The 3,359-nt window shown below is 64.2% G+C and carries 4 protein-coding genes; 3 read left to right on the top strand and 1 reads right to left on the bottom strand.

Annotated features, from left to right (window positions below; genetic code table 11):
* The first annotated feature begins 190 nt into the window (after nt 1-190).
* The 3 genes from Q4F91_RS10645 (at nt 191) to Q4F91_RS10635 (ending at nt 2,620) form a co-directional block, all read left to right on the top strand.
* A complete protein-coding gene (locus Q4F91_RS10645; protein WP_303337527.1) occupies nt 191-688 on the top strand; it encodes a peptidylprolyl isomerase in 498 nt (165 codons plus the stop codon).
* Nucleotides 689-789: 101 nt separating this feature from the next.
* Nucleotides 790-1,575 carry a UDP-2,3-diacylglucosamine diphosphatase gene (locus Q4F91_RS10640; protein WP_303337525.1) on the top strand — a complete coding sequence of 262 codons (786 nt, stop codon included), beginning with the start codon at nt 790-792 and terminating at the stop codon, nt 1,573-1,575.
* A 271-nt stretch (nt 1,576-1,846) separates the two neighbouring features.
* The gene (locus Q4F91_RS10635) at nt 1,847-2,620 is read left to right on the top strand and encodes a 2-keto-4-pentenoate hydratase (RefSeq protein WP_303337523.1); all 774 of its coding nucleotides are present in this window, start codon (nt 1,847-1,849) and stop codon (nt 2,618-2,620) included.
* A 107-nt stretch (nt 2,621-2,727) separates the two neighbouring features.
* On the opposite strand, the gene Q4F91_RS10630 is transcribed toward Q4F91_RS10635, so the two are convergent.
* Nucleotides 2,728-3,359 (bottom strand): EamA family transporter (locus Q4F91_RS10630; protein ID WP_303337521.1); only part of this gene is annotated, 632 nt, incomplete at its 5' end.

The raw sequence follows: 3,359 nt of genomic DNA, 5'->3' as shown, positions 1-3,359 counted from the left end.
TGAAGATCCTCTCGGCGAAGGTCCTCCCGTAAGGGCGCCCTTTGAGGGGGAGATCACCGCCCTCCCCTCTCCTGTGCGAAAATAAGAAATTCCCCCGGGCTCCGGCCACAAATGACGCCGGGGCCCTCCTCTATCCGGCCGGGGGCACCCCCGACCGGACAAGACCAATACCTTCATTAAAGAAAAAGCAATGATCCGCTTAACCACGAACAAGGGCATCATCGACATCGAGCTTGACCACGAGCACGCCCCCGTCACCTGCGAGAACTTCGAGAACTACGTCAAGTCCGGGTTCTATGACGGCACGATCTTCCACCGCGTCATCAAGGGCTTCATGATCCAGGGCGGCGGCTTCCGCAAGGGCATGCGCCACAAGGAAGCGGGCGAGCCGATCCAGAACGAGGCCGCCAACGGCCTGAAGAACAAGCGCTACACGATCGCCATGGCCCGCACGTCGGATCCGCACTCGGCGACCTCCCAGTTCTTCATCAACTCGGTCGACAACGACTTCCTCAACCACACCGCTCCGACCGCCCAGGGCTGGGGCTACGCGGTCTTCGGCAAGGTCGTCGCCGGCCAGGACGTGGTCGACGCGATCGGCAGCGTCCGCACGGGCTCGGTGATGTACTACGGTGACGTTCCGCTCGAGGACATCGTCATCGAGAAGGCCGAGATCATCGCTGAATAAGGCCCCGCATGGCATCGTCGCGGCTCAGCTGGAAAGCGCGTCTCGGTCTGCGTGTTTATCTCGGCATCAGCTCCATACTCAAACTCTTCGTCAGGAGTCCCATGGATCTCTCGCAGTTTCCTCCGCCCGCGCTTGCAGGGCGCACTCAGGTTGAGCCGCTCACCAACCCGGTCATCATCTCCGACCTTCACCTCTCGGCCACGAAGCCGAAGACCATCATGGCCTTCGTGCGCTTCATGAAGACGGTGGCGCCCCGCTACCCCGAGCTCGTGATCCTCGGAGATCTCTTCGACTACTGGCTCGGCGACGATGCCCACCCCGAGGCGCAGCCGGTGACGGCGCTCCTCAAGCTCCACGCCGCCACGGGCCGGCGCGTCCTCGTGATGCCCGGCAACCGTGACTTTGCGCTTGGCGAAGGCTTCGCGCAGATGATCGGCGCGGAGCTCCTGCGCGACCCGATCACGGTCGATATCAAGGGCAGGAAGGTTCTGCTCGCCCACGGCGACATCTGGTGCCTGCGCGACGCGGGCTACCAGAAGTTCCGCTCGCTCTCGCACGACCCGGACTGGCAGCGCATGATGCTCTCGAAGACCGTGGCCGAGCGCCTTGAGCTCGCCCAGGAGATCAAGTCGCAGTCCGCGACCGAGAAGACGCAGAAGACGATGGCCGACATGGACGTGGTCGAGGCCGCCGTCGCCGACGCGGCGAAGGCCGCGGGCGCGGACCTCGTTATCCACGGCCACACGCACCGCCCGGCGGCCCACATCTTCGACAGCTACGAGCGCTGGGTCGTTCCCGACTGGAAGCTCGACGGCGCCGAAGGCGCGGGCAAGAGCGGCTGCATCACGTTCCTTGAGAGCGGCAGGCCCCAGATCCAGATGTTTTGAGCGCCTTCAAAAAAGCGATCCGACACGACGGCTTCCTTGCGGAAGCCGTTTTTTTATGCCTCGAATCCTGTCAAATCCGTCGAATTTTTCGTGCAAATTGGCGTAAACCGCTACTCCCGAAAGCGTCTCCAATGCGTACAATCATCGGATGCGCCCGGCGGACGAGGTTCCCGGCTCCACAGTCCGCACTTCAGAGGCGCAGCCAGAAACCCAAAGTCGAACGCCTGCCGCGGTATCCCCCGGCAGGCGAAAAACTCGAAGGAACACCTGCATGAACGTACATACCCTCCCGAAGGCGCTTTACGAAGCGCTGCGCACCAACACGCCGCTCGAGATGAAGGACTGCGAAGGCATCCTGCTCGACTTCGAGACCGCCTACGCCGTCCAGCGCGCCGTCGCCGAGCTCAAGGGCGAGCCCACCGGCGGCTACAAGATCTCGCTCACGAGCAAGACCACCCAGGACATGTTCAAGACCAACGAGCCGCTCTTCGGCGAGCAGGTTCCGTCGCGCATCATCAGCGCCCCGGCCCGTCTCGTGCTCGAGGAGATGAACGAGCCCCTGATCGAGGTCGAGCTCGCGATGATCCCGAAGGTGGATCTCGAGCCCGGCATGACCGACGAGGAGCTTCTGCGCAGCGTTACCGTGGCGGGCGGCATCGAGGTGCCCGACGCGCGCTTCAAGGAGTGGTTCCCTGCGCTCAACCGCTTCCTCGTCGTCGCTGACTGCGCCGTCGGCGGCTACATCATCCACGGCACGCCCGTGGACGGCACGGAGCTCGCCGTCGAGCAGCTCAACCAGATCCACGTCGACCTCTTCCGCAACGGCGAGATCGTCAAGTCCGGTGACTCGACCGAGGTGCTCGACAACCCGATCCACGCGCTCAAGTGGCTCGTCGAGGCCCTCGCCAAGCGCGGCCGCAAGCTCACCAAGGGCCAGGTCGTCTCGACGGGCACCTTCTTCGTGCCGCCGCACCTTGAGAAGGGCGAGTACGTCGCCCGCTACACGGGTGCCATCACTGAGGACGTGAAGCTCACCGTGGCCTGATGCCTCGTGTGAACCGTCCCTGAGGAGCTCCGCTCCTCAATGACAATGAAGCCGGTGCAGTCCGCTGCAGCCGGCTTCATGCTTCTTCGGAAACGGGGAAAGGCCCGTCAGTGTTTCGCGGCCCTCTCCCGGGCGAGGTTGCGCACGCGCCTCGAGGCGTTCCAGGTCTCGAAGAGGAAGATGATCACGGCCGACCAGATGAAGAGGAAGCCGATGAGCATCTCAAGCGTGAAGGGCTCGTTGAAGGCGAAGACGCCGATCAGGAAGACCATCGAGGGGCTGACGTACTGGATGATCGCCGAGGTCGAGTACGGGATCCTGCGCACGCCCGAGGCGAAGAGCAGAAGCGGGATCGCCGTGATCGGGCCCGCGGCCATCAGCAGGAGCTCCTTCGAGACCGGGACCTGAATGAAGGCGAGCTCGCCCTGCGAGAAGAGCCAGCCGAGCCAGGCGAGCGCGAGCGGCGTGAGAAGCAGGCTCTCGAGCGTCAGGCCCTCGAGGCTCCCGAGGGGCGCGGTCTTGCGGATGAGCCCGTAGAAGCCGAAGGTGAGCGCGAGCCCGAGGCCGAGCACCGGCGGCACGCCCTTCACCCACGTGATCCACGCCACGCCGATGAAGGCGAGGAGCACGGCGAGCTTCTGCAGCGCACGGAGCCGTTCCTTGAGGAAGACCGCCGAGAGAAGAATCGAGACGAGCGGGTTGATGAAGTACCCGAGCGAGGCCTCGATCGTGCGGTCGG

It is taken from the genome of Sutterella sp. (genome assembly GCF_030539355.1).
Taxonomy (GTDB): Bacteria; Pseudomonadota; Gammaproteobacteria; order Burkholderiales; family Burkholderiaceae_F; genus Sutterella.
The sequence above is the reverse complement of the archived record's forward strand: the minus strand, read 5'-3'. Positions and strand labels throughout refer to the sequence as shown.

Bases quoted from the DNA above. Each gene is read 5' to 3' on its own strand.
- Q4F91_RS10635 (WP_303337523.1), top strand. From the start codon at position 1,847: ATGAACGTACATACCCTCCCGAAGGCGCTTTACGAAGCGCTGCGCACC.
- Q4F91_RS10640 (WP_303337525.1), top strand. From the start codon at position 790: ATGGATCTCTCGCAGTTTCCTCCGCCCGCGCTTGCAGGGCGCACTCAG.
- Q4F91_RS10645 (WP_303337527.1), top strand. From the start codon at position 191: ATGATCCGCTTAACCACGAACAAGGGCATCATCGACATCGAGCTTGAC.